This is a genomic window from Vibrio sp. 10N.222.48.A3 (genome assembly GCF_041475345.1).
GTDB classification, from domain to species: domain Bacteria; phylum Pseudomonadota; class Gammaproteobacteria; order Enterobacterales; family Vibrionaceae; genus Vibrio; species Vibrio tasmaniensis_A.
Window position 1 is genome coordinate 1 of record NZ_JBFRVX010001801.1, and the last position, 316, is coordinate 316.

Here is a 316-nt window from a genome sequence, read left to right on the forward strand (position 1 = left end):
GATAGCGATAACTGTCGCGCCGTTTTCACGAGCTAAGTTCGCAATCTCTACTTGGCTTTTAGTGCGGCCAGTGTGAGAGATCAGAACAATAACATCGTTATCACTGCAGTTAATGCAGCTCATGCGTTGCATCACGATGTCTTCGAAACAAGTGATTGGGATATTGAAACGAATGAATTTGTTTTGAGCATCTTTGGCTACAGCAGAAGAGGCACCCAGTCCGAAGAACGAAATGCGTTTTGCTTGAGTCAGTAAGTCAACCGCTCGGTTTACTTGCATCGCGTCTAAACTGTTTTTAGCAACATCTAGACAAGCC

At 44.6% G+C, this 316-nt stretch carries 1 protein-coding gene; it reads right to left on the bottom strand.

The window, feature by feature from the left end:
* Positions 1-316, bottom strand: a 316-nt coding sequence (locus AB4653_RS28970) for an SIS domain-containing protein (RefSeq protein ID WP_372106087.1), incomplete at both ends; no start/stop codon positions are given.